Origin of the sequence: Methylobacterium sp. J-070 (assembly GCF_022829385.1) — a bacterium.
Taxonomy (GTDB): Bacteria; Pseudomonadota; Alphaproteobacteria; order Rhizobiales; family Beijerinckiaceae; genus Methylobacterium.
The window spans coordinates 70,883-95,320 of the sequence record NZ_JAKSXX010000237.1 but is presented as its reverse complement, the minus strand read 5'-3'; the positions used below and the strand labels follow the sequence as shown (position 1 = coordinate 95,320).

The 24,438-nt window shown below is 72.0% G+C and carries 25 protein-coding genes and 1 pseudogene; 19 read left to right on the top strand and 7 right to left on the bottom strand.

The features are described from left to right. The first annotated feature begins 375 nt into the window (after positions 1-375). From MKL01_RS27280 to MKL01_RS27215, 14 genes are all read left to right on the top strand, one after another. Positions 376-1,035 (top strand): cytochrome c3 family protein, encoded by a 660-nt coding sequence (locus tag MKL01_RS27280; RefSeq protein WP_243908308.1) that lies wholly within the window; start codon positions 376-378, stop codon positions 1,033-1,035. Beyond that, entirely contained in the window at positions 1,032-3,989 is a 2,958-nt protein-coding gene (locus tag MKL01_RS27275; RefSeq protein WP_243908307.1) for a TAT-variant-translocated molybdopterin oxidoreductase, read from the top strand. The genes MKL01_RS27280 and MKL01_RS27275 overlap by 4 nt, the downstream gene beginning before the upstream one ends. A gap of 2 nt (positions 3,990-3,991) precedes the next feature. Continuing rightward, positions 3,992-6,001: a quinol:electron acceptor oxidoreductase subunit ActD gene (locus MKL01_RS27270; protein ID WP_243908306.1), complete on the top strand. Its 2,010-nt coding sequence runs from the start codon at positions 3,992-3,994 to the stop codon at positions 5,999-6,001. Then, on the top strand, positions 5,998-6,531 hold the full coding sequence (locus MKL01_RS27265; RefSeq protein WP_243908305.1) for a c-type cytochrome: 534 nt from the start codon (positions 5,998-6,000) through the stop codon (positions 6,529-6,531). Before MKL01_RS27270 ends, MKL01_RS27265 begins: the two co-directional genes overlap by 4 nt. Beyond that, on the top strand, positions 6,528-7,589 hold the full coding sequence (locus MKL01_RS27260) for a hypothetical protein (RefSeq protein ID WP_243908304.1): 1,062 nt from the start codon (positions 6,528-6,530) through the stop codon (positions 7,587-7,589). Before MKL01_RS27265 ends, MKL01_RS27260 begins: the two co-directional genes overlap by 4 nt. Further along, positions 7,586-8,077, top strand: a complete 492-nt coding sequence (locus tag MKL01_RS27255) for a hypothetical protein (RefSeq protein WP_243908303.1) — start codon at positions 7,586-7,588, stop codon at positions 8,075-8,077. The genes MKL01_RS27260 and MKL01_RS27255 overlap by 4 nt, the downstream gene beginning before the upstream one ends. After that, the gene (coxB, locus tag MKL01_RS27250; RefSeq protein ID WP_243908302.1) at positions 8,074-9,039 is read left to right on the top strand and encodes a cytochrome c oxidase subunit II; all 966 of its coding nucleotides are present in this window, start codon (positions 8,074-8,076) and stop codon (positions 9,037-9,039) included. The genes MKL01_RS27255 and coxB overlap by 4 nt, the downstream gene beginning before the upstream one ends. Positions 9,040-9,322: 283 nt before the next feature. Beyond that, positions 9,323-10,999, top strand: a complete 1,677-nt coding sequence (locus tag MKL01_RS27245) for a cbb3-type cytochrome c oxidase subunit I (RefSeq protein WP_243908301.1) — start codon at positions 9,323-9,325, stop codon at positions 10,997-10,999. After that, positions 10,996-11,655, top strand: coding sequence for a cytochrome c oxidase subunit 3 (locus MKL01_RS27240; protein WP_243908300.1), 660 nt, complete (start codon positions 10,996-10,998; stop codon positions 11,653-11,655). Before MKL01_RS27245 ends, MKL01_RS27240 begins: the two co-directional genes overlap by 4 nt. 1 nt (position 11,656) lies before the next feature. After that, positions 11,657-11,968, top strand: a complete 312-nt coding sequence (locus tag MKL01_RS27235) for an oxidase (RefSeq protein WP_243908299.1) — start codon at positions 11,657-11,659, stop codon at positions 11,966-11,968. A gap of 79 nt (positions 11,969-12,047) precedes the next feature. After that, entirely contained in the window at positions 12,048-12,833 is a 786-nt protein-coding gene (locus MKL01_RS27230; RefSeq protein WP_243908298.1) for a class II glutamine amidotransferase, read from the top strand. Between the two features lie 163 nt (positions 12,834-12,996). Then, positions 12,997-13,737 carry a NepR family anti-sigma factor gene (locus MKL01_RS27225; RefSeq protein ID WP_243908297.1) on the top strand — a complete coding sequence of 247 codons (741 nt, stop codon included), beginning with the start codon at positions 12,997-12,999 and terminating at the stop codon, positions 13,735-13,737. 124 nt (positions 13,738-13,861) lie between these two features. Then, on the top strand, positions 13,862-14,275 hold the full coding sequence (locus MKL01_RS27220) for a DUF1236 domain-containing protein (RefSeq protein WP_243908296.1): 414 nt from the start codon (positions 13,862-13,864) through the stop codon (positions 14,273-14,275). A 135-nt stretch (positions 14,276-14,410) separates the two neighbouring features. Next, positions 14,411-14,686, top strand: a complete 276-nt coding sequence (locus MKL01_RS27215) for a hypothetical protein (protein WP_243908295.1) — start codon at positions 14,411-14,413, stop codon at positions 14,684-14,686. 4 nt (positions 14,687-14,690) lie between these two features. Here MKL01_RS27215 and mscL read toward each other — a convergent pair whose 3' ends face one another. From mscL to MKL01_RS27195, 4 genes are all read right to left on the bottom strand, one after another. Next, complete coding sequence (gene mscL / locus MKL01_RS27210; RefSeq protein WP_243908294.1) at positions 14,691-15,119, bottom strand: large conductance mechanosensitive channel protein MscL; 429 nt, start codon at positions 15,117-15,119, stop codon at positions 14,691-14,693. A 57-nt stretch (positions 15,120-15,176) separates the two neighbouring features. Continuing rightward, positions 15,177-16,031 (bottom strand): CDP-alcohol phosphatidyltransferase family protein, encoded by an 855-nt coding sequence (locus tag MKL01_RS27205; RefSeq protein ID WP_243908293.1) that lies wholly within the window; start codon positions 16,029-16,031, stop codon positions 15,177-15,179. Between the two features lie 4 nt (positions 16,032-16,035). Then, positions 16,036-16,746 carry a phosphatidylserine decarboxylase gene (locus tag MKL01_RS27200; RefSeq protein WP_243908292.1) on the bottom strand — a complete coding sequence of 237 codons (711 nt, stop codon included), beginning with the start codon at positions 16,744-16,746 and terminating at the stop codon, positions 16,036-16,038. Positions 16,747-16,866: 120 nt separating this feature from the next. Continuing rightward, a complete protein-coding gene (locus MKL01_RS27195; RefSeq protein WP_243908291.1) occupies positions 16,867-17,256 on the bottom strand; it encodes a hypothetical protein in 390 nt (129 codons plus the stop codon). A gap of 57 nt (positions 17,257-17,313) precedes the next feature. Between MKL01_RS27195 and MKL01_RS27190 the strand changes: the two genes are divergently transcribed. The 4 genes and pseudogenes from MKL01_RS27190 (at position 17,314) to MKL01_RS27175 (ending at position 19,164) form a co-directional block, all read left to right on the top strand. Then, positions 17,314-17,559 (top strand): hypothetical protein, encoded by a 246-nt coding sequence (locus MKL01_RS27190; protein WP_243908290.1) that lies wholly within the window; start codon positions 17,314-17,316, stop codon positions 17,557-17,559. Positions 17,560-17,610: 51 nt separating this feature from the next. After that, positions 17,611-18,516, top strand: coding sequence for an NAD(P)-dependent oxidoreductase (locus tag MKL01_RS27185; protein ID WP_243908289.1), 906 nt, complete (start codon positions 17,611-17,613; stop codon positions 18,514-18,516). A 183-nt stretch (positions 18,517-18,699) separates the two neighbouring features. Next, positions 18,700-18,762, top strand: a pseudogene (locus MKL01_RS36030) (type II toxin-antitoxin system RelE/ParE family toxin); the annotation flags it as partial. Between the two features lie 105 nt (positions 18,763-18,867). Further along, complete coding sequence (locus MKL01_RS27175) at positions 18,868-19,164, top strand: addiction module antidote protein (RefSeq protein WP_243908374.1); 297 nt, start codon at positions 18,868-18,870, stop codon at positions 19,162-19,164. A gap of 19 nt (positions 19,165-19,183) precedes the next feature. Here the strand turns inward: MKL01_RS27175 and MKL01_RS27170 are convergent, their stop codons facing one another. Continuing rightward, the gene (locus tag MKL01_RS27170; protein ID WP_243908288.1) at positions 19,184-21,106 is read right to left on the bottom strand and encodes an ABCB family ABC transporter ATP-binding protein/permease; all 1,923 of its coding nucleotides are present in this window, start codon (positions 21,104-21,106) and stop codon (positions 19,184-19,186) included. Positions 21,107-21,194: 88 nt separating this feature from the next. Then, positions 21,195-21,389, bottom strand: a complete 195-nt coding sequence (locus MKL01_RS27165; protein WP_243908287.1) for a DUF1127 domain-containing protein — start codon at positions 21,387-21,389, stop codon at positions 21,195-21,197. A gap of 103 nt (positions 21,390-21,492) precedes the next feature. Between MKL01_RS27165 and MKL01_RS27160 the strand changes: the two genes are divergently transcribed. After that, positions 21,493-22,827, top strand: a complete 1,335-nt coding sequence (locus MKL01_RS27160; RefSeq protein WP_243908373.1) for a PLP-dependent aminotransferase family protein — start codon at positions 21,493-21,495, stop codon at positions 22,825-22,827. A gap of 7 nt (positions 22,828-22,834) precedes the next feature. Here the strand turns inward: MKL01_RS27160 and MKL01_RS27155 are convergent, their stop codons facing one another. Next, a complete protein-coding gene (locus MKL01_RS27155; RefSeq protein WP_243908286.1) occupies positions 22,835-24,298 on the bottom strand; it encodes a LysM peptidoglycan-binding domain-containing protein in 1,464 nt (487 codons plus the stop codon). Positions 24,299-24,438: the final 140 nt, after the last annotated feature.

Here is a 24,438-nt window from a genome sequence, read left to right as displayed (position 1 = left end):
ACGGCGGGCTGCGACATGGCGGCCGGCACGATCCGACTTGTCGCCCCTGTCCGGACTCGCTCTAAGTTAGGGCGGGCAGGACGCGGCTCTGCCAGAGGACGGCCACGGGGATTGTCATGGGGTCTGCCACGGGGTCTGTCATGCGTGCCGTCGGCGCGAAGCTTCGCTCCGCTCCACCGAGCCGCCCCGCGCGGGCGGGCGGGCCGGAACGGTGCGACCGGATCGAACGGCTCGGCTGTGTCGGGATGCCGTGTCCCGTGGGACGGGCCTCCTCGGCGGCGGGGCGCGTTCGCAGAGGATGAGGCCACGCTTGCGGCGAGGGGTTGAGCAGACCGAGCGCGCAGGTCCGGTCCCCTCCGGGCGCGGGCGCGCCTGATGGCGCAGCTGTTCACGCCCGGCGCGGATGCGCTCTATCGCCTCGCCCTCATGACCGGGGTCGCCTGTCTGGTCGGGCTGCCGGTTCTGGCGGCCGGGATCGTGCGCTCGAACTACGTCACCGGCGTCGGGATCGCGCCGGCCCAGCCGCTGCCGTTCAGCCACAAGCACCATTCCGGCGAGCTCGGGATCGACTGCCGCTACTGCCACACCACGGTCGAGCGGGAGGCCACGGCCGGCATCCCGCCGACCCAGACCTGCATGACCTGCCATACGCAGATCTGGACCGGCTCGGACATGCTCAAGCCCGTGCGCGACAGCTACGCGCAGGACAAGCCGCTGGAATGGAAACGGCTGAACAAGCTGCCGCAATACGTCTACTACAACCACTCCGTCCACGTGACGAAGGGGATCGGCTGCTCGACCTGCCACGGCGACGTGACGTCGATGCAGATGACCTACCGGGCCAACGCCTTCGAGATGCGGTTCTGCCTCGACTGCCACCGGGCGCCGGAGAAATACGTGCGGGCGCCCGATCAGGTCTGGAACATGACGTGGACGCCGCCCGCCGATCAGGCGACGCTGGGACCGAAGCTCGTCGCCCAGAACCACATCCGCGGCGGGGAACGGCTCACCGAATGCGGGATCTGCCACCGATGACCGGCGCCCCCGACATCGCAGCGCTCCGCGAGAAGCTCGCCCGCGGCGACGGCCCGCGCTACTGGCGCAGCCTCGACGCCGTGGCCGACAGCCCGGAGTTTCGCGACTACCTCGCCGCCGAGTTCCCCTCCGCGGCCCGTCTCGCCGCCGCCCCCGAACGGCGCGGCTTCCTGAAGCTGATGGCCGCCTCCTTCGCGCTGGGCGGGCTCACCGCCTGCGGCGGGGGCGGCGGGCGCGCCTACGAGGTGCCCTATGTCAACCAGCCCGAGCGGATCGTGCCGGGGACGGACCTGTCCTACGCCTCCTCGGCGGTCTTCGACGGGTTCGGCAACGGGATCCTGGTCACCACCCGCAACGGCCGGCCCCTGAAGATCGAGGGCAATCCCGACCATCCCTGGAGCCGGGGCGGCACCGACGTGCTGGCCCAGGCCTCGGTGCTCGGCCTGTACGATCCGTTCCGCTCGCAGGCGGTGCAGCATCTCGGCCGGCCGAGTTCCTGGGCGGCGTTCCGCGCGGCCCTGCAGGCGCAGCTGCCGGCCTGGCGGTCGCGCGGGGGCGAGGGCGTGGCCCTGCTCACCGGCCCGGTGACCTCGCCCACGCTGGCGGCGCAGATCGCCCGGCTGCGGGCCGCCTACCCGGCCTTGCGCTGGCATGTCGGCGCGGGTGCGACCCGCGACGGCCTCTACGAGGGCGCCCGCCGGGCCTACGGCCAGCCGCTGGAGACGCTCCCGGATTTCGAGCGTGCGCGCACCATCGTGGCGCTGGACGGCGACTTCCTCGATCTCGGCCCCGGCCAGGTCGGCCTCGCCGGGCGATGGAGCGCGGCGCGCCGCGCGGCCTACGCGCAAGGACGCCTGCTCACCCTCCACGCCGCCGCACCGACCCCGACCCTGACCAGCGCCAAGGCGGATCACGGCGTCGTGGTCCCGGCCGCCCGCCTGGAGGCCCTCGCCCGGGATCTCCTGAACCTGGCAGGGGGCGGCCCGGCACCCGAAGGCGACGATGCCGTCGCCCGCTGGGCGCGGGGCGCCGGGACTGCGCTCACCGCGGCGCGGGGGGCCGGCATCGTCACCGCCGGCCTGACCGCGAGCCCGGAGCTGCACGAGCTGGTGCACCGCCTGAACGGGGCGCTCGGCAATACCGGCACGACCCTGCGGCACACGGAGCCGACGGCGGAGCCGGGTGCCGGGACCCTCGCCGAGCTGGCGGAGGCGATGGGGCGCGGCGCCGTGACGGCGCTCGTCGTGCTCGGTGCCAACCCGGTCTACGATGCGCCCGGCGCCCTCGACTTCGCCGCCGGGATGCAGCGGGTGACGCTGAAGATCCATGCCGGGCTCTACTACGACGAGACCGGCGCCCACGCCGACTGGCACCTGCCCATCGCGCATCCGCTGGAATCCTGGGGCGACGTCCGGTCCCTCGACGGGACCGCGGGGCTGATCCAGCCGACGGTCGCGCCCCTGTACAACGGCCGCACCCTGCCGGAGATGGCGGCCTTCCTGGCCGGCGGGGACGGCGCCGAGGATCCGCTCGGCCTCCTCAAGGCGCGCTGGCGCGGCGACGGCGAGGACGCGGCGGCCTTCGAGACCCGCTTCTCCGAGGCCCTGCGCCAGGGCTTCTGGGCGGGCAGCGCCCGGCCGGCCGAGACGGTGGCGCTGACGCAGGCCGCGCCGCCGGCCCCCGCGCCGCCCGTCGGCGGGATCGAGGTGCTGTTCCGGCCCGATCCCACGATCTGGGACGGCACCCATGCCGACCTCGCATGGCTCCAGGAGCTGCCGAAGCCGCTGACCAAGGTGGTCTGGGACAACGTGGTCGCGGTGAGCCCGCGCCACGCCGAGCGCGAGGGGATCGCCACGGGCGACGTCCTGCGCATCGAGGCGGAGGGCCGCGCGATCGAGGGGCCCGCCTGGATCCTGCCGGGCCAGGCCGACGACACCGTGACCCTGACCCTCGGCTACGGCCGCGCCGTGCCGGACCACCTGTCCCGCGGCCTCGGCTACGATGCCGGGCCCCTGCGGCCGGTCGGCACGTCCTGGCGGCTCTCGGGGGCGCGGCTGGCGAAGACCGGGCGGCGGAGCATGCCGGCCACCACCCAGCACCTCGGCACGATGGAGGGGGAGGACCTCGTGCGCGTCCAGGCGCTCGGCGCCGCGCCGGTGGGCGACCCGAAGGGCGCGCCGGCGCCCGCCTCGTTCTACCCGCCGCCGGAGAGCCAGGACCGCCGGGTCGCCGCCCAATGGGGCATGGCCATCGACCTCGACGCCTGCATCGGCTGCAACGCCTGCGTCACGGCCTGCCAGGCGGAGAACAACATCCCGGTGGTCGGCCGCGAGGAAGTGCGGCTCGGCCGCTGGATGGGCTGGCTGCGGATCGACCGCTACTACGCGGGCGCGCCGGATGCGCCGGCCACGCATTTCCAGCCGGTGCCCTGCATGCACTGCGAGCAGGCGCCCTGCGAGCTCGGCTGCCCCGTGGAGGCGACCCTGCACGACAGCGAGGGCCTGAACCTGCAGGTCTACAACCGCTGCGTCGGCACCCGGACCTGCCAGAGCTACTGCCCCTACAAGGTCCGCCGGTTCAACTACCTCGACTATACCGGCGGCCTGACCCCGGTGGAGCAGCAGCAGCGCAACCCCGAGGTGACGGTGCGCGCCCGCGGCGTGATGGAGAAGTGCACCTACTGCATCCAGCGCATCTCGGCGGCGCGGATCGCCTCCGCCAAGGATGCGCACGCGCCGATCCCCGACGGCGCCGTCGAGACCGCCTGCCAGGGCGCCTGCCCGACCCGGGCCATCACCTTCGGCAACGTCGCCGATGCGGGGAGCCGGGTCTCGGCCGCCCGCAGGGATCCCCGGGAATACGCGCTGCTCGGCCACCTGAACACGCGGCCGCGCACCACCTACCTCGCCGGGCTCGCGCCGCCCGTCTCCGATCCGAGCGAGCGGGAGGGCTGAGCATGTCCGGCGCTGTCGCGGGCGGCCCCCTGATCCGGCCGGACGAGACCCTGCAGGGGATCGGCGGCGCCGTGACGGCGATCCCGCTGACCCATCCGGGCAACCGACGCTGGTGGATCGCCTTTGCGGGGGCGGGCGCGCTGCTGGGCCTGTTCGCCGTCACCCTCGCCTACCTGCTCTATGCCGGGCCGGGGATCTGGGCGAACAACAACGCCGTCGTCTGGGCGCTCGACATCGCCAGCTACGACTGGTGGATCGGCGTGGCCTCGGGGAGCCTGCTGGTCTCCGGCATCCTGCTCCTGCTCGGGGCGGAATGGCGCGGGGCGGTGAACCGCGTCGCCGAGACCCTGGCGCTGCTCGCCACCGCCTCCGCCGGGCTCTACCCGATCATCCATCTCGGGCGGCCGTGGTTCTTCTTCTGGAACCTGCCCTACCCCAACACCTACGACCTCTGGCCGCAGTTCCGCTCGCCGCTCCTCTGGGACGCGATCGACATCGTGTCCTTCCTGGTGATCTGCGTGAGCCTCTGGTTCATCGGCCTGCTGCCCGACCTCGCGACCCTGCGCGACCGCGCCTTCGCCGAGGCGACCCGTCAGGCCGACGCCAAGGCGCCCACCCGCGGGCGGGCGCTGCTGCGCGCCCAGGTCTACGGCCTCTTCGCCTCCGGCTGGCGCGGATCCGCCGCCCACTGGCAGATCTGGGTCCAGGCCTACCAGACGGTGGCGCTGCTGGGGGTGCTTCTGGTGGTCTCGGTCCAGACCGGCGCGTCCGTGATGCTGGCGGGCTCGCTGATGCCGGGCTGGCACAGCACGCTGCTGCCCGTGAGCTTCCTGGTCAACGCAGTCTATTCCGGCGTCGGCGTCACCGCGGTGATCGTGATGCTGATCCGCGTGGTCTACGGGCTCGACGCCCTGGTGACCCCCCGCCACCTCGACGTGCTCGGACGGCTGCTGCTCTGCCTCGGCTGCGCCAGCGCCTATTGCTACGCCGCCGAGGCCTTCGACACGGTCCTCAGCGGCGACGCGCAGGCCCGGGCCGTGCTGGTGCGACGGCTGACCGGGGACCACGCCCTCGTCTCGTGGACGGCCGTCCTCGGCCTGGTCCTGCCGGCGCAGATCCTGTGGTCGGCCCGGGCCCGCACCGCGCCTTTGGCCCTGGCGGCGGTCGGCCTGCTGGTCGCGGTCGGCGCGTATGCGGACCACGTCATGGTCCTCGTCGTGACGCTGACGCAGGATTTCCTGCCGTCATCGAGGCTGCCCTACACGGTCGATCTCTGGGGGATCGCCACCTTCGCGGGTTCGGTCGGCCTGTTCCTGACCCTGCTGCTGCTGTTCCTGCGCTACCTGCCGGCCGTGTCGATCGTCGAGAGCCGGCGCCTCGCCCTCGCGGAGGCGCCGGCCGCGCAGGAAGAGGCCCGCGCGGCCACGTCCCGGGCGGCCCGGCCGGCGGAGAATCCGGTCGCGGCCCCGCTCTGGGGCGTGTCGGCCACCTTCGCGAGCCAAGCCGATCTCGCCGCCGCGCTCCAGGCGGTGTCGGGGATCGGGCACGACCACGCCCGTCTCGACGGGCACGGGCCGGTGCCCCTGCCCCGCACCCTCCGGGCGCTCGGCCTGGAGGGCCGCTCCATCCTGCCCTACGCCCTCGCCGGAGCCCTCCTCGGCGGCGCGGGCTTCTTCGCGCTGTGCGTCTACGCCACCGCGTACGATTACGTGTTCCTGATCGGCGGGCGTCCGCGCCTGTCCTGGCCCTCCTTCGTGGTGCCCAGCATCTCCTTCGCGATGATGGCGGGCTGCGTGGCGATCCACCTCGCGCTCCTCGTGCTCAACCGCCTGCCGCGCCTGAACCATCCGGCCTTCAACATCCCGGGCTTCCTGCGCGCTTCGGACGACCGGTTCTTCCTCTCGGCGGAGGCGCGGGGCGACCGGTTCGACGCGGCGCGGATCGAGCGGCGGCTCGCGGGCCTGCCCGCCGAGGCGGGCCGCCCGATCGAGATCCGGCGGATCCCGCGATGAAGCGCGCCGTCCCGCTCGCGCTCCTCGCCCTGGCGCCGCTGGCCGCCTGCGGCGAGGCCGACATGGCCGACCAGGCCCGGGCCAAGACCTGGGACAGGAACCCGTTCTTCCCGCGGGAGATCACCATGCGCCAGCCGGTGGCCGGCACGGTGCCGCGCAGCGACCCCGCGCGTCCGGCGCCGCAACCGGAGACCATCAGCCGGGACCTGCTCGACCGGGGGCGGGAGCGCTACGCGGTGTTCTGCACGCCCTGCCACGGCCAGGACGGCCGCGGGGCCGGGATGATCGTGGCCCGCGGCTTCCCGCCGGCGGGCGACCTGACCGCCGAGCCGCAGCGCAGGGCCTCCGCGGCCGACCTCTACGACGCCATCTCCAACGGCCGGAAGGCGATGCTCGGCATGGCGCAGATGATCCCGTCGGCGGACCGTTGGGCGATCGTCGCCTATCTCCGCGCGCTCCAGCTCAGCCAGGACGCCGTGGCGGCGAGCCTGCCCGAGCCGGATCGCGCCCGGCTGGAGGCGACCCGATGAGCCGCGCCGCCGTCCAGGGCCTCGCCGGTCTCGCGCTCCTGGCGCTCTGCCTGGTCGCGGGGGGATGGCGCGGGGGGGCGGGCTCCTATCTGGCGGCCTGGCTCGCCCTCCTCGGGCTGCCCGTGGGCGCTCTGCCGGTGATCATCGTGGCCGAGCGGTTCGGGACCCGCGTGCGCGCGCGCGGCGGCGTCGAGATGCTGGCGGGCCTGCGCCGGCTGATGGCCCTGATGCCGCTGGCCGCCCTCCTGGGCCTGCCCCTGCTCGCCGCCGTCCCCCTGCTCTACCCCTGGACGGGCGCCCCGGCCCGCACGCCGCTGGCGGCGCTCTGGTTCACGACGCCGTTCTTCACGGCGCGGGTCATCGCCTATCTCGGCGCCTGGACCTGGCTCGCGCTCCGCTTCGCCCGTCCCTTCCCCGCGCCGGGCGAGAGGCGGACCGTGCCGGCGGTCGCCCTCCATGCCGTGGTCGGCACGCTGTTCGTCACGGACGTCGTCGCGTCCCTGGACCCGCGGCTCGATTCCAGCCTGCTCGGTCTGCTGGTCATGACCGCCTGGAGCGGGCTCGCCTTCGCGGCGGCGATCCTGCTCGCCTGGGAGGAACCGGAGCCCGTCGGCCGCGGCCGCACCGCGCCGGGGCGCGGCCGGCTGGTGCCCCTGGTGGTCCTGCTCGGGCTCTGGGCCTACCTGCACTTCGTGCAGTTCCTGATCGTCTGGTCGGCGAACCTGCCGCCGGAGGTGACGTGGTACCTCGTCCGGGGCGGCTGGCTCGGGCGGGCGCTGGCGATCGCGGCGGGGGCGGTCGTGGTCCTGGCCGGGCTCGCGACCCTCCGGCCGGGACGCCCGACGACCCGGATCCTCGCAGGCGCGGCGCTCGCCGTGCACGCCCTCGAGATGTTCTGGCTGGTCACCCCCGCCCTGCGCGACCGGTTCGTGATCCGGCCGAGCGACGTGCTGGCGGCGGGCGCCGTCGCGTGTCTCGCGGCCGCCCTCCGGCCCGTGCTGCGGCCGCGCGCCGACCGGGCGGCCTCCGAGGCCCGCCGCTCCGGGAGGCCGGCATGAGCCGCGGCGGTCCCTCCGGCCTGATCCCGGCGATCCTGGCCGGGCTCACGCTGCGCGGGAGCGGCCTGCTGAACGGGCGGCCGCAGCGCCCGGCGCCCGACGACACCCGGCGCGATCCCGACGGACCCGGGCACGAGACGCGCGACGTCGACGTTCGCAAGACCGCGCTGGTCATGGCCGGCCTCGCCCTCTCGGCCCTGACCGTCGTCGGGACCATGGTCTGGCTGATGGGCAGCTTCGCGGCGAGCCAACGCCGGGCCTTGCCGACCCTGACGCCCCAGCAGACGGCGCGGCTCGTGCCGCCGCCGCCGAACCTCCAGGCCGATCCCTACGTCGACATCGCCCGCGCGCGGGCGGCGGCCGAGGCCGATCTCGCCGGCTACGGCTACCGGGACGAGTCCCGGGTCCGGGCCCGCATTCCGATCGGGCGCGCCATGGACCTGGTCGTCGGCCGGCCCCTCGACCCGGCGGAGCCCGCCGCGCGATGACGCCGAGCCACGATTCCCTCCAGCTCTGGCCCGCCGCGGTCTCGACCGTCGCGAGCGAGACGGACCTGCTCATCCTGGCCTTCACCGTGCTGACGCTGCTGCTGACCGTGCCGGTCTTCGTGGCGATCACCTACTTCGCCCTGCGCTACCGGGAGGGGTCCGAGGCGGATCGCAGCCCTTCGGGCATCCGCTCCAACCTCATCGAGATCAGCTGGATGCTGATCCCGTTCCTCCTGACGCTGATCTTCTTCGTCTGGGGCGCGCGGATGTTCATCGCCTCGAAGACCGCGCCCCCGGATGCGATGGTGATCGAGGCGGTCGGCCGCCAGTGGATGTGGAAGTTCCAGCACCCGACCGGCCAGGCGGAGATCAACGACCTGCACGTGCCGATCGGCCAGCCGATCCGCCTGCGCATCATCAGCCAGGACGTGATCCACGCCCTCTACCTGCCGGCGGTCCGCCTGCAGGTCGCCGCCCTGCCCGATCGCTACACCGACCTGTGGTTCAAGGCCGACAGGACCGGCACCTACCACCTCTACTGCTCGGAATATTGCGGCACCGACCATTCGGTGATGGGTGGCGAGATCACCTTCATGAATCCCGGCGACTACCAGGACTGGTTGACCCATGCGGGGGCACAGCAGGGCAGGGTCGCGGCCGGCCGCACCCTCTACGAAGCCTATGGCTGCGCCGGCTGCCACGAACCCGGCTCGGCCGTGAAGGCGCCGAGCCTCGCCGGTCTCTACGGATCGCAGGTGAAGCTCGCCGACGGGCGCACCGTGACGGCGGATGATGGATGGCTGCGCGAAAAAATCCTGAACCCGAACGGCGACCGGCTCGCCGACGGGTACAAGCAGGTGATGCCGAGCTTCGCCGGCCGGATCCCGGAGGACGAGCTCGGGACGCTGATCGACTTCTTGAAGGCTTATCCGACGTCACAGGCCGCGGACGCCACGCGATGATGAACGGGGTCACCTCGGAGAGTCGATCGGTGGTTCGCAGGGCGCGCGGATCCCCCTCCCCCCTCTGCGGGGGAGGGTGGCCCCTGCGTGAGCAGGGGTCGGGAGCGGGGAACCCGGGCTCAGAATGGGATGCGACTGGCGGGACGGGCCAAGCCTCGTCCTGCACCGTCGCTCCCCTCTCCCGACCCCCTTCGGGGGCCCCCCTCCCCCGCAGAGGGGGGAGGGAGACACGCGCGAGCGTCCCGACGCTCGGCCTTGATCCCCTTCTATCGAGGGCGACACGATGAGCGCATCGGGCAGCATCGGCGGCACGGCCCGCCGGGAACCCCACGCCCCGGAATCCACGATCGGGCGCAAGGCCGATTATCTGCACGCGGAATCGACCCTGCGCTCGTGGTTCCTCGCCACCGACCACAAGCGTATCGCGATCCTCTACCTCACATCGATCACCGGCTTCTTCGTGATCGGGGCCCTGGCGGCGGGGATCGTGCGCCTCGCCCTCGTCGTGCCGAACGGCGCGATCATGACCAACGACACCTACAACAAGGCCTTCACCATCCACGGCGTCGTGATGGTGTGGTTCTTCCTGATCCCGTCGATCCCCGCGACCTTCGGCAATTTCCTGATCCCCCTCATGATCGGGGCCAAGGACCTCGCCTTTCCCAAGCTCAACCTGACGAGCTGGTACGTGTTCATGGCGGGCGCCCTGTTCACCCTCGTCTCGGTGGTGCTGGGCGGGGTCGACACCGGCTGGACCTTCTACGCGCCGCTCTCCACCGCCTTCTCGAACACCTGGGTGCTGCCGGCGCTGATCGGCGTCACCATCGTGGGCTTCTCGTCGATCCTGACGGGCCTCAACTTCGTGGTCACGATCCACACCATGCGGGCGCCCGGCATGACGTGGTTCAAGCTGCCGATCTTCGTCTGGACGCACTACGCCACGAGCCTGATCTTCCTGCTCGCCACGCCGGTGATCACCACGGCGTTGATCCTGCTGATCATGGAGCGCGGCTTCCATATCGGCGTGTTCGACCCGGCCTATGGCGGCGACCCGGTGCTGTTCCAGCACCTGTTCTGGTTCTACTCGCACCCGGCCGTGTACATCATGGTCCTGCCCGGCATGGGGGTGATCTCCGAGATCGTCCCGGCCTTCGCGCAGAAGAAGCTGTTCGGCTACCGCTTCGTCGCCTACGCGTCGATCGGGCTCGCCTCGGTGACCTTCTTCGTCTGGGGTCACCACATGTTCGTCAACGGCCAGAGCGACCTGGCCTCGCTGGTGTTCTCGGCCCTGTCGTTCGCCGTGGCGGTGCCCTCGGCGGTGAAGGTCTACAACTGGACCGCCACGATCCATAAGGGCTCGCTCCGGCTCGACACGCCGATGCTCTACGCGATGGGCTATATCGGCCTGTTCGTGCTCGGCGGCCTCACCGGCCTCTACCTCGCGACCCTGTCCATCAACCAGCACATCCACGCGACCTACTTCGTGGTCGCCCACTTCCACTACATCATGGTCGGCGGCACGGTGCTGGCCTTCCTCGGCGGCCTCCACTTCTGGTGGCCGAAATTCACCGGCCGGATGTACAGCGAGCCCTGGGGCCGGGTCTCGGCGCTGCTGATCTTCCTCGGCTTCAACGTGACCTTCTTCCCGCAATTCATCCTCGGCTACCTCGGGATGCCGCGGCGCTACGCGACCTACCCGCCCGAGTTCCAGCTGCTCAACGTGCTGTCCTCGGCGGGCGCCACGATCCTGGCGGCGGGCTACCTCTTCCCGATGCTCTACCTCGTCTATTCCCTGTGGTTCGGGCGCAAGGCGGCCGCCAACCCGTGGAACGCCAAGGGCCTCGAATGGGAGACCGCCTCCCCGCCGCCGACGCACAATTTCCTCACCCCGCCCGAAGTGCCGCGCATCCCCTACGACTATCCGATCCAGGCCCAGGAATCCCGGGACCAGCACGGATGAGCGAGCCCCTGGCGGACGGCGTCGGGGTCGCCCGCGCCGGGCATTTCGAGACCGTGGCCCAGCAGCGCGCGGCCGCGACGCTCGGCATCTGGGCGTGGCTGATCACCGAGCTCCTGCTGTTCTCGGCCCTGTTCCTGGTGGCGCTGATCACCCGGATCCAGCATCCCGAGGCGACGGTCGCGGCGGCCCAGCACCTCAAGTTCTGGATCGGCGCCACCAACACCGTGGTGCTGATCGGCTCCAGCCTGACCATGTCGATGGCGATCGAATTCTCGCGGATCGGCTGGCAGCGCGCCATGGTCCGGACGATGCTGGCGACGGCGGCGCTCGGCAGCCTGTTCCTGGTCCTCAAGGGCTACGAGTACTACGCCGACTGGGACGAGCACATGATGCCGTTCCTGAGCGGGCGGCCGTTCGCGCTGGCCGAGACCCCGGCGGCGCGGCTGTTCGTGAACCTCTACTACGTCGCCACGCTGCTGCACGCGCTGCACCTGTTCACCGGCATCGCGCTCCTGCTCGGCATGACCTGGATGGCCGCCAGGGCCGGCTTCCTGGCCCGCCACCAGAACTGGATCGAGGTCTACGGCCTGTACTGGCACTTCATCGACCTGGTCTGGATCCTGGCCTTCCCGATCCTCTACGTGGTGAACCGATAGGATGCGCAACCCCCTCGCCGCCTTGAGCGCCGACGACCGCGCCCTGGTCCGGCGGCGCCTGCGCACGCCGGTCCTCACCTTCCTGGCGCTGCTGGCCCTGCTCGCCGTCAACGTCACGCTCGGCGCCACCCTGCCCTTCGCGCAGGTCTGGATCGTCGAGCTCGCGGTCGTCGCCGTGATGGTGGCGCTGATCCTCCTGGTCTCCATGGAGGTGATCCACGAGCCGCCGCTGATCCGGCTGTTCTCGGGGCTCGGCTTCTTCTGGGTCGCCATCCTGGTGGGCATGACGCTGACGGATTATCTGGCGCGTTGAGCGGTTCGAAAGTCGTTGTCCGGGGGACCGAAGCCTCCTAAACGTCGCTTCTCCCCCGCATGGCCCTGGCGTTACTCTGATGTGCGAATTGCTCGGCATGAGCGCCAACGTGCCGACCGACATCCGCTTCTCCTTCGCCGGTCTCGCCCGGCGCGGCGGCGAGACCGGGCCTCACGCCGACGGTTGGGGCATCAGCTTCTACGACGGGCGCACCTGCCGCAGCTTCCACGATCCGGAGCCGAGTTCGCGCTCGCAGCTCGCCCGGCTGCTGCGCGACATGCCGATCAAGAGCCGGATCGTCGTGGCCCATGTCCGAAAGGCCAATCGCGGCCGCGTCAGCCTGGAGAACACCCACCCCTTCGCCCGGGAACTGTGGGGCCGCCGCTGGACCTTCGCGCATAACGGCCAGCTCAAGGGCGTGAAGCGGCTGCCGCTCGGCGGCTTCATGCCGATCGGCTCCACCGACAGCGAGCACGCCTTCTGCTGGATGCTCGGCCGCCTCCAGGCCCGGTTCCGGGCGCTCCCCCGGCCCGGGACCCTGGACCGCGCCGTGGCCGACCTCGCGGGCGAGCTGCACGGGCTCGGGGTGTTCAACATGCTGCTGACCGACAGCCGGACCCTCTATGCCCATTGCGGCAAGCGCCTCTGCTACCTGACCCGCCGCGCACCCTTCGGCAAGGCCACCCTGATCGACGAGGACTGGCAGGTGGATTTCGCCGAGGAGACCACCGAGGACGACGTGGTGACGGTCATCGCCACTCAGGCGCTGACCCGGGACGAGCGCTGGACCGACCTCGCCCGCGGCGACGTCCTGACCCTGCGGGATGGGGCGATCCGCCTGTTGAGACCGGCCAACCCAGCTTAAGTGAGGTTCGGTCGAGGGTGCATGCCCGCGCCCGATGCGCTAGAACGCCGGTAACAGGAGCGCATCGGCGGGATTTCTCTCCGGATCCAGGTCGCAAAGCGCTCCGCCTCGACCGTCCGGGGACCGCAGGTCGAGCCACGATAAGTTGACGAGCGCGATACGCATGACCCGCGACGACACCGACATCGTCCTGTCCCAGGAGGACGGGACGCGGGATGGCCGCCCGAACCTGGCCCCCGGCATCCGCTCGCATCTCGGGGAGCACCTGCGCACCGTCTACGAGCGGATCGGCGAGGAGACGCTCCCGTCCCGGTTCGCCGAGCTGATCGAGCAGCTCGAGACGGCCCTGCGCGCCCGGGGCGAGGCGATCGAGCCGGAATTCCGCAACGGCCTGCTGGCGGCGGTCCCGTCCCTGCGAGCCTTCGCGCTCTCGCTGACGTCGAACCCCGCCCGCTCGGACGATCTCGTCCAGGACACGCTGCTCAAGGGCTGGCAGCACCGCGCCCGGTTCCAGCCGGGGACCAACCTGAACGCGTGGCTGTTCACGATCCTGCGCAACATCTTCTACTCGGACCACCGCAAGCGGGTGCGCGAGGTCGAGGATCAGGACGGCTCCTACGCGGCCCGGCTCGCCACCGCCCCCCACCAGGGCGACCGGCTCGACGTCGAGGACCTGCAATCGGCGCTGGCCAAGCTGCCGCCGGACCAGCGCGAGGCCCTCGTCCTGGTGGGGGCCGAGGGGGTCTCGTACGAGGAGGCCGCCGCCATCATGGGTTGCAAGGTCGGCACCGTGAAGAGCCGCGTCAGCCGCGCCCGCGGCCGTCTGGCGGAGCTGCTGGGCTACGACGAGGAGGATCTCGGCTCCGACCGGTTCATCCAGTCGGCGATGCCCAAGGACGGCTAGGAACCGCGCGCGCCGGGCCGGCGCGCCGAAAAATAAGATGCATCCGAATCCGGGGAGCGGGCGTTACCGACCCGAGCTTCGCCGCGCCTCTGCGGCGGAACGCCACGGAACGGAGCAATCCCGTATGACCTTCAAGACCCTCATCGCCGCCTCGGCCCTCGTCCTGTCGCTGCCGCTGGCCGCCCAGGCCCAGGGCACCATCCCGGGTGCCGAGCGCGGCGCGGCCGCGGGTGCCGATGCGGCCGGCCCGATCGGCGGGATCGTCGGCGGCGCGGTGGGCGCGGCCACCGGCACGGTGGGCGGCATCCTCGGCGTCGACATGGCCCCGCGCTTCCGCAGCTACGTCCGCGAGCGCAACGTCCGCTCGTACGATTACGACGGCCGCGTCGCCGTCGGCTCGACCCTGCCGGCCTCGGGCGTGACCTACTACGACGTGCCCAGCGAGTACCGCGTGCAGCCGGGCTACCGCTACACCGTGGTCAACGACCGCCCCGTGCTGGTCGACCGCGGCCACCGCATCGTCGAGGTCATCGACTGATCCTGCGGGCCGGCCCCGCGCCGGCCCACCGACCCCGGGGCACCGCCCCGGGGTTCCCCGTCCACCACCGGCCGCCGGCGGCGCAACGCTTCATTCGACCGGTCGTTGACGTGCCGTTCGACCTGTGAGGCGATCATGAGCGACGATCCCAGCGAGCCGGGTGCCACATTGCCCGAGCCGGTGCGCGACCATCTCGGGCAGCAACTGCGCGGGGTCCTGCCGGTCGAGACCGACAAGCCGCGCTTCCTCGGCGACGATCCGCTGCCGGAGGTGTTCGAGCCGCAGATCCGCCGGCTGGAAACCCGCCTGAAGACCCACGAGGAAGGCACCGGCGCCGTCGGCCAGGCCCTCGACCAGATCCTCGACGCCCTCGGCGTCAAGCCCGACGCGGCCGACAAGGGCGGGCGCTGAGCCCTCAGATCCGGGGCTTCGTCGCCAGGATGTCGCGGATCTCCGACAGGAGCTTCACGTCCGCCGGCACCTCGGCCACCGCCTCTGGCTTCTTCTCCTCGGCGTGCTGCAGCCGGTTCATCGCCCGGATCACCAGGAACAGCACGAAGGCGACGATCAGGAAATTGAGGGTCAGCGTCAGGAACTGCCCGTAGCCGATCACCGCGCCCTGCTTCCTGGCGTCGACATAGGGCAGGCCGGCCTGCACCTTCGACGAGAGCGGGATGTAGTAGTTCGAGAAATCGAGCCCGCCGGTGACCGCGCCGATCATCGGCATGAAGATGTCCTGCACGGCGGAATTGACGATGGCCCCGAAGGCCGCGCCGATGATCACGCCGACCGCGAGATCGACCACGTTGCCGCGCAGCGCGAACGTCTTGAATTCCTCGAGCATGCGCCATCCCCCGCCGATGACCGCCCAGATAGGGGGCGGTTCTGCGAAGGCCAGCGCCTAGTCCGGCGAAGCCGCCCCGCCGACCGCCGGGGCCGGACGCTCCTCTGCGGCGTGGGCGGCCGGCTCCGCCTTGAGCCGCCGGCGGTACTGGGCGGCGACCACCGGGATGGTCAGCAGGTAGCCGCCGCTCACCGCCACCAGCGCCTCGAACGGGTAGCTGATCAGGATGCCGAAGGCCGCCACCCCGAACAGGAAGATCGGCAGGACGAAGCTGCGCGGGACCCGCTTGCCCATGGTCTTGCCCGAGTAGGTCGGGACCGTGGAGACCACCAGGAGGGCGATGCACAGCACGTAGATCAGGATCGCCGGCGCGGCCCATTTCTCCAGGCCGAAGCCCAGGAAGTGCAGGTAGAGCGGCAGCATCGCGGTGAGCGCCCCGGCCGGAGCCGGCATCCCGACGAAGAAGTCCTTCTTCCAGTCCGGGCGGTTCGGATCGTCCAGCATCGCGTTGAAGCGGGCGAGGCGGAGCGCCATCGCGATGGCGAAGATCAGGGCGACGATCCAGCCCGCCGATTTCAGGTGGAACAGCACGAAGCCGTAGAGGATCAGCGCCGGGGCGCAGCCGAAATTGACGAAGTCGGCGAGCGAATCGAGTTCGGCCCCGAAGCGCGAGGTGCCCTTGAGCAGCCGCGCCACCCGGCCGTCGATGCCGTCGAGGACGCCCGCCACCACCACGGCGATGACGGCGGGTTCGAACTTGCCCTCGAAGGCGAGCCGGATCGCCGTCAGCCCGAGGCAGAGCGCCATCAGGGTGATCATGTTGGGCGCGATCATCCGGAACGGCACCGGCTTGAACCGGCGCGGCCGCGGCTCGTTCGGGTCCGGCGCGAAGGGCGGGAAGAGATCGTCCATGGCGTCAGATCCGCTTGAACAGCCGCTCCGGGCCGCCGCCGAGATCGGCCAGCACCGTCTCGCCGGCCACCGCCTTCTGGCCGAGGCCGACCAGCACGGTGGACCCGGCCGGCAGGTAGACGTCCACCCGCGAGCCGAAGCGGATCAGCCCGAACCGCTCGCCGACGCCGAGCACGTCCCCCGCCGAGACGAAGCCGACGATGCGCCGGGCCACGAGGCCGGCGATCTGCACCACGCCGACGCGCTTGGCCGCACCCGCATGGCTCGTCTCGATGACCATACCGTTGCGCTCGTTGTCGTCGCTGGCCTTGTCGAGTTCGGCGTTGAGGAACAGGCCGGGCGTGTAGTGGATCTGGCCGATCCTCCCTGAGACCGGCACCCGGTTCACGTGGCAGTCGAACACGTTCATGAACACCGAGACCCGTAAGGTGGGCACCTGCGGCAGGTCGAGTTCCGGCGGCGGCAGGACGGTGGCGATCAGGTTCACGCGCCCGTCCGCGGGGGAGACCACGAGGCCGTCCACCACCGGGGTGACCCGCTCGGGATCGCGGAAGAAGTAGCAGACCCACAGCGTCAGGATCAGGAAGATCCAGCCGAAGAACTGCGAGAAGTAGCCGGCCAGCACCGTCAGCACGATGCCGATCAGGATGAAGGGATAGCCCTCCTTGTGGATCGGCACGAGCGTCCGGCGGATCGTCTCGATCAGGTCTGTCATCGTGTTCCGGACTCAACGGCGCCGCGGGCGGGCGGACATGTCGGACGCGCGGATGGCAGCCCGCCGGGCCGCCGTCAACTTTTCGACCGCGGCCTCCATCGGCGTCTGGACGGGCCGCACCTATCCCGCCGCGTCGTCCGGCGCCCCCGCATCCTCCGCGGAGGCGTCCCCGAGGGAGCCCACGGCGCGCAGCGCGTCGCTGTCGATGGTGGGCCCTGCGACGATCCGGGCCAGGAGATCGGCCTGGGCCGGCTCCAGCGCGACGAGGCGCGTGAGCACGCGCAGCATCGCCAGCAACTCGGTCGTGTACTCGGCGAGCCACGCGGTCGGCTGGATCGCGCTCAGCGGCGACGGCGGCTTTGAGCGGTCCGCGCGACGGTAGCTCCACCATTGGCGCACGACGTTCTGGCCCGAGACCTCGTAGGCCCAGACCTCCGGGCGACGTTGGCGACGTAGCCGGGCCGATCCGGCGCTTAAGGCGGACGGTTGCGCGTTCTCTGGTGATGACACGGCCCGGCCCAGTTTTCGAGCCTTCCCCGACCCCGGCGCCATGACCCTGCTGGCCCCATGTCGCAGCTCGAGATGTTCTCCGCCCCGCCCGCGCCGCTCCGCTCCACGGTGCCGACGGCCGAGTCCGTCCGGCCCCGGCTGGAGGCGGTGCTCGACCAGCTTCGCGCCGGCCGGGTCTCCGACTGGTCCGAGGCCGAGTACCGGCGCTGGTGCGTGGTGTTCCCGCAGATGTGCGCGTGGCTGCCCGAGGACGAGGCCCAGACGAAGTGGGCCGAGTTCCGGCAGTTGATCGCAGCGAACTGACGGTCGATCCTGGGACCGGCCGCTTCGGCACGGCCGCAAGGAGCTGTCGCCATGGCCACCCGCATCGCCCTCCTCGGCCTCGGCGCGATGGGCCATCCCATCGCCCGCAATCTCGCGGCCAGGCGCGGATCCGAGACCGAGACCATCGTCGCGGTGGATGCCGATCCGGGCCGCCTCGCCGGGCTCGACGCGCCGGGCCTCGTCGCCACGGCGGATCCGGCCGCCCTCGAAGGCGCCGAGGTGCTGTTCCTGTGCCTGCCGAACGGCGACGTGGTCGAGGCGGCCCTGTTCGGCGAAAACAGGCTCGCCGAGCGCCTCGCCCCCGGGGCGGTGGTGGTCGATCTCAGCACCATCGCGCACGCCAAGGCCCTGGCGATCGGCCGCGCCGTGGCGGCGACCGGGCGGTCCTTCGTCGATGCCCCGGTCTCCGGGGCACCCGCCGGCGCCGAGGCCGGGACGCTCACGGTGATGTGCGGCGGCGAGGCCGAGGCCGTGGCGCGGGTGCGTCCGCTCCTGGAGCGGATCGGCACCAGCATCCTCCACATGGGGCGGGTCGGGTCCGGCCAGCTCACCAAGACGATCAACAACGTGCTCTACGACATCAACATCGCGGCTTTGGCCGAGGTGCTGCCGATGGCGGTGGCGATGGGGCTCGATCCCGCGCAGGTCGCCCAGGTCGTCACCACGGGCACGAGCCGGAGCTACGCGTCGCAGTACTTCGTGCCGCGCATCCTCCAGGGCCGGTTCGACGAGGGCTACCCGATGGGCGCGGCCTACAAGGACCTCGTCGCCGCCGCGGCGATCGCGGCGGAGAACGGCTTCCCGATGCCGGTCACGGCGGCGGCCACCGCCACCTACCAGATCGCCCTGCGCCAGGGCCACGCCGACAAGGACAAGGGCGCGATGGTGCTGCCGTTCGAGGAGTTGCTGGGGGTGCGGGTGCGGGCGCGCGAATAGGTGCTGCGTCGACTGGCCAGCCGAGCCGCCCAATTGCAACGCTGTCGTCATATGACTACAAAGTGATATGCCGCGGCTCCGCAGCACGCCGACCTACCAGGCCTGGATCGACGGCCTGCGGGACCGCCGCGCGGCCACGCGCGTGCTGGCGCGCGTGGCTCGTCTGGGGGGCGTCCCGGCGACGTGAGGCCGGTCGGCGAAGGCGTGAGCGCGTTGCGGATCGATCACGGCCCCGGATACCGCGTCTACTACGTGCAACACGGCGAGGAGATCGTGATCCTGCTCTGCGGTGGCGATAAGGGGTCTCCGCGACATCCGCGAGGCAAAACGGCTGGCGAAGGATCTCTGACGATGCCCCTCGAAACCCGCCCATACGACACCGCCGAACACCTGCGGACGCCGGAGGATATCGTCCTCTACATTGAGGCCGTGCTGGAGGATGGCGATCCAGCCCTCGTCGCCGACGCCATCGGTGTCGTCGCCAGGGCGCGAGGCATGGCTCAGATCGCGCAGGAGACCGGCCGCTCCCGCGAGCAGCTCTACCGTACCCTCTCGGAGAAGGGGAACCCGCAGCTCGACACGCTGATCGGCGTGCTGAAGGCCATCGGGTTGCGCCTCAGCGTGAAGCCGATCGAGACCGAGGCCTGAGCCGGCGCATGCCGACACCCTACTCCGCGGCCTCCGCCTCCGGCACCGCCGCGCGCCCGGCGCGCACCGGCAGAACCGGCGCGTCGGCGCGCTGGAGCACCTCCAGGGCCGCGTCGGCCTCGCGCTGGCGGTCCCAGAGCGCCGCGTAGACGCCCCCCGCCTCCAACAGCTCGGCATGGGTGCCGCGCTCGACGATGCGGCCGTGGTCGAGCACCAGGATCGCGTCGGCGTTGACCACCGTCGACAGCCGGTGGGCGATCACCAGGGTGGTGCGGCCGCGGCTGACCCGGTCGAGCGCCGCCTGGATCTCCGCTTCGGTGAAGGAATCGAGTGCCGAGGTCGCCTCGTCGAGCACCAGGATCGGCGGCGCCTTCAGGATCGTGCGGGCGATGGCGACCCGCTGCTTCTCGCCGCCCGAGAGCTTCAGCCCGCGCTCGCCCACCGGGGTGTCGTAGCCCTCCGGAAGGCCCGAGACGAAGCGGTCGATCTGGGCGAGCTGCGCCGCCTCGCGCAGCTCCGCGTCGGTGGCGCCGGCGCGGCCGTAGCGGATGTTGTAGCCGATCGTGTCGTTGAACAGCACCGTGTCCTGCGGGACCATGCCGATCGCCGCCCGCAAGCTCGCCTGCGTCACCGCGGCGATCTCCTGGCCATCGATGGTGATCCGCCCGGCCGACGGCTCGTAGAAGCGGAACAGCAGCCGCGAGAGCGTCGACTTGCCGGCTCCCGAAGGCCCGACCACCGCCACCGTCTGACCCGCCGGGATCTCGAAGGTCACGCCCCGCAGGATCGGGCGCTCGGGCGTGTAGGCGAAGCGCACGTCCTCGAACCGCACCGTGCCCCCCGACACCGTCAGGGGCGCCGCGCCCGGCCGGTCGGCGATCTCGGGATTCTGCCCGAGGATGCGGAACATGTCGTCGATGTCGATCAGCGCCTGTTTGATCTCCCGGTAGATCATGCCCATGAAGTTCAGCGGCATCGCGAGCTGCACCAGCATGGTGTTGGCCAGCACGAAGCCGCCGATCGTCGTGCGCCCGGCCATGATGTCGCGCGCCGCGAGCCACATCACGGCTGTCATCCCGAGGGTGAAGATCACCGCCTGGCCGGCATTGAGCACCGCCAGCGACACGTAGGTCTGGGTCGAGGCCTTCTCGTACTTGGCCATCGAGACGTCGTAGCGGGCGGCCTCGCGGCCTTCCGCGCCGAAATACTTCACGGTCTCGTAGTTGAGCAGCGAGTCGACCGCCTTGGTGTTGGCGTCGGTGTCGGAGGCGTTCATCCGGCGGCGGATCGCGATCCGCCACTCGGTCGCCTTGTAGGTGAAGGCGAGGTAGGCCGCGACCGTCGCGAAGGCGGTCGCCGCGTAGGTCCAGCTGAACTCGTAGGCGAGCACGCCCAGAACCAGCACGAACTCGACGATGGTCGGCATCAGGGTCAGCACCATCAGGCGCGACAATTCCTCGATGCCGGCGCGGCCGCGCTCCAGCACCCGGGTGAGGCCGCCGGTCTTGCGCTCCAGGTGGAAACGCAGGGACAGGCGGTGCATGTGCTCGAAGGTCTGGAGCGCCAGCCGCCGCACCGCGTGCATCGCCACCTTGGCGAACAGCCCGTCGCGCACCTGGGTGAGCGCCGACATGGCGATCCGCGAGACGCCGTAGAGCGCGATCAGCAGCATCGGAGCGGCGAGCAGCCCCGTGGGCGCCGGCGCATCGTGTCCGCCCACGGCCGCCACCAGCGCGTCGGTGATCCACTTGAAGGTGAACGGCGTCACCATGGTGACGAGCTTGGCGGCCAGCAGCAGGCCGAAGGCCAGGAAGACCCTGCGCTGCAGGTCGGGCCTTCCATGGGGCCAGAGATGCGGCCACAGCCGCCGATAGGTGGCGATCAGGCCGGGGCGCTCGGCAGGGTCTGTCGGCCCGGTCGGAGGCGCGGTGTCGTCGGTCATGGGGGATTCAGTCGGGCGGGGTGTCGTGAGACCCGCATATAGGCCGGCGGCCGCGCCGGATCACCCGCGCGGCGCGCAGGGCACCGCCTCACGCCCGCCAGAACGGCTTCCGGATCTCCGCGCGCAGGTCCCAGGGCGCGAGACCCGCGTCCCGGATCTGCTCGGGATGGAGGGCTGCCAGGGCACGCCGGGTGTGGATCCGGCGCAGCCAGATCCGCATTAGGGCGGGGCGTTCGGCGGCGCGGTCGGAGGCGGGTGACGAGGGCAGGGAAACGGCTTGCATCGCGGAGGGTCCGGTGACGGGGAGCAGTCCGGCCGGGATTGCTGGCGCAGCATTGATCCGATACAAAGATCGGATCAATCGAAACATTGATCTCGGAGCAATGATGCGTCCCGCGGATTTCCGGACCGTCGCCGACGCCATCGCGGCCGACATCGCCGCCGGCCGGCTGCGGCCCGGGGCGCGGCTGCCGCCCCAGCGCGACTTCGCCTACGCCCAGGGCATCGCGGTCTCGACGGCGAGCCGGGTCTACGCGGAGCTCGCCCGCCGCGGCCTCGTGACCGGGGAGGTCGGGCGCGGCACCTATGTCCGGTCCGAGCCGGGCCGGGCCGGGCCGCTCCAGCCGGAGCCGCCGCCGGCCGCCGTGGATCTCCAGCGGACCCATTCGCGGCTGCCGGAGCAGGAGGCGGTGCTGGCCGAGACCCTGGCGGCGCTGGCCCGCAGCGGCGGCGAGATGGGGTTCGGCCAGTACGGACCGGCGGGCACGCCGCAGGCCCGCGACGTCGCGGCGGGGTTCCTCGCCCGCGACGGCTACGCCCCCGATCCCGCCGACATCCTGTTCACCGGCAACGGCCGGCAGGCCCTCGCCGCCGCGCTGGCGGCGCTGGCGGCACCGGGCGAGCGGATCGGCTGCGAGCCGCTGACCTATCCGATGGTGAAGGGCATCGCGGCCCGGCTCGGGATCGCCCTGGTGCCGGTCGCCATGGACGCGGAGGGCCTGTGCCCCGACGCCCTCCTCCAGGCCCACCGGGCGAGCCCGCTGAGCGGCGTCTACCTCCAGCCGACCCTGCACAACCCGCTCGGCGCCACGATGGGCGCGGGCCGGCGGTCCGCCCTCGCCGACCTGCTGGATCGGACCGGGCTCACCGCCATCGAGGACGCGGTCTACGGTTTCCTCGCCGACGCGCGCCCCCTCGCCGCCCTCGCGCCGGACCGGGTGATCCTGGTGGACAGCCTGTCGAAGCGGGTGATGCCGTCGCTGACGCTCGGCCTCGTCGCGGCGCCCCCGCGCATGACCGACCGGCTCGCCGCCTCGGTCCGCCAGGGCGCCTGGACGGCGCTCGGCTTGTCCCTCGCGGTCGGGATGCACTGGATGGAGGGCGGGTCGGCGGCGTCCCTCGTCGCGGTCAAGCGCCGGGACGCCACCGCGCGCCAGATCATCGCCCGGGAGGCCCTGGCGGACCTGCGGATCGTCGGCGATCCCCACGCCTACCACCTCTGGCTGGAACTGCCCGAGACGTGGCGGGCCGAGGCCTACGCGGCGGCGGCCCTGCGGCAGGGCATCGCCCTCCTCCCGGCCTCGTCCTTCGCGGTCACGCCCGGCCACGCGCCGAACGCCGTCCGCCTCGCCCTGGCGGCGCCGTCGCGCGAGGACCTCGACCAGGCCCTGCGCCGCCTGCGCCGGCTCGCCTTCGCGGGGGACGATCAGGTCATCGAGTGAGGGGCGTTCAGCCGCGCTTGCCGCCGGGCAGGACGAAGATCTGGCCCGGATAGATCAGGTCCGGATCGCGGATCTGGCTCTGGTTGGCGTCGTAGATCACCGTGTAGCGCTCGCCGCGGCCGTAGGTGCGCTGGCTGATCCGCCAGAGATTGTCGCCGCGGCTGATCTTGGCCGTGCTGACCTCGGGCACGAACACCGCTCCGGCCCGCATCGGCCCCGCGGTCTCGGCCGCGAGGTGGCTGGTGTCGGGACCCGAGGGCGTTTCCACGGCGGGAGCGGGCGGCGCGGGCGGACCCGCCGCGGCTCGGCCATCGTGGCGGATGCCCTCCTGTCCGCCGTCCCCGGCGCTCTTCCTGGAGCCGACCTGTTCGGCCGACGGGGTCGGCGCGGCGGGCGCGTGGGCGGCGACCTGCGGCGGCTCTGGCACCGAAAGCGGCACTTCGGCACGGGTGGCGACCTTGCCGGTGGCCGGGTCGATCTGGTCGATCCGCACCTGGTACTGGCCGGGCTTGATCCCGCGCCCGATCGTGAAGCTCGCCCGTCCGTCCGGGCCGATGCTCCCGGGGGCGATCAGCGTCTCGTTGAGGTAGAGCCGCAGCGCGGCGCCCGGCCTGCCGGTCGCGGTCACGAACAGGCGGCCGTTCCCCTGCACGTCCACGCTGACGATCCGGGTAGGCTGGCGGCCCGCCTCCTCGGCCCCGGCGCCCCCACGGCTCGCCCCGCCTCCGGCCGGTCCGGGGGGGCCCGCGTCGGCGATCCGGGCGCCGGGGGCACCGGGGGCGGCGGCCGGCGCGGGCGCGCCGGGCTGAGACAGGACCACGGTCGCCGCGTCGGGAGCGGTCAGGGCCACCAGGGGCTGACGGTCGCGGCCGGGCGCGACGTCGACCGCAACGCTCTGCTGCGAGCTGGCGGCGCGCCCGTCCCGTCCCGTCATCCGCAGGCCGACCACGCTGGACCCGGTCGGCAGCGCCGGCGGCACGATCGCGAACTGCCCGTTCGCATCCGCCGTCGCCCGCGCCACCGGCTTCCCGTTGACGAGCATCTCGACGACCGCGTGCGGCGCACCCCGCCCGGCCACGACGGCCTCGCCGTTCGGCTCGACCCGGACGATGTCGAAGCGCGGCGTCTCCGCCGCATCGGGCTCGGCCGCCCGGCCGGGCGCGCCTGGACCCGGGATCCGGACCTCCTGCGGGGATGGCGACGGGCTCGCGCCGGTGGGCTGTCCGGGCTCGGCCCGGGCCGGCTTGTCGTCGCGGAAATCGATGGTCGGGTCGGCGCGTCCGGCCATCGCGCCGGGATCGGCGAGGCTCCGCAGGCCGCTCTCCGGCTTGGACGCCGCGGGCGGCCCGGGCTCGTCGCGGCCGATCAGGTGCCGGACCGACTCGCCGCCGAACAGGGCCAGCACGAGGCCGAGGCCGGCGAGGAGGCCGGCGAGCGCCAGGGCGAGACTGCGCCGCACCCGTCCCGACATCGCCACAACGACCTCCCCTGATCCCGCCGCCCGGCGGCCCGCCCGCCGCGTGAAAAGCGTCGACGGCACCGCCCATAATACCTTACATGATGCCGACACCAAGCCGTCCCGCCGCCCAGGCGGGTGAATCCCGCGCGACT